This is a genomic window from Vibrio sp. 2130-1, assembly GCF_033339515.1.
In genome coordinates this window covers 1-553 of the sequence record NZ_JAWOUT010000595.1, presented here as the reverse complement: position 1 = coordinate 553, position 553 = coordinate 1, and the positions used below count along the sequence as shown (strand labels likewise).

Genomic DNA, 553 nt, shown 5'->3' with positions numbered 1-553 from the left:
ACTGCTCCAACACTGAGAGCTGATTTTATTCGTGGTATGGATATCTCCATGTTGCCTGAAATAGAAAAATTGGGTGGGAAATATTACCAAGTTGGCAATGAAAAAGATCTGATTAAAATATTAAAAGATAGTGGAGTTAATTCTATTCGCGCACGTTTGTGGGTAGACCCAATGTCAGCCACTGGTGATGTATTTGGTGGCGGTAATAACACGTTAGAGCGTTCCATTGAGCTTGGTAAACGCGCACAAGAAAACGGTATGTCATTCCTGCTTGATATCCATTACAGCGACTTTTGGGCTGACCCTAAAAAGCAACAAAAGCCAAAAGAGTGGGAGCAACTTACGTTTGAGAACCTAACACAGAAAGTCTACGACTATACAGCAGAGGTGATGAAAGCACACCAAGCTGCGGGTGTCGTGCCAGACATGGTTCAAGTTGGTAACGAACTGAATGGTGGCATGCTTTGGCCGGAGGGTAAGAGTTGGGGTCAAGATGGTAAGGAATTTGACCGTCTATCACTTCTTTTAAAAACCGGTATCCAAGCGGTGCATG

Annotated in this window: 1 protein-coding gene; it reads left to right on the top strand. The window is 43.8% G+C overall.

Going from position 1 to position 553, the window contains the following annotated elements:
* Positions 1-553 (top strand): glycosyl hydrolase 53 family protein (locus R7Q09_RS27600; protein ID WP_318144139.1); only part of this gene is annotated, 553 nt, incomplete at both ends.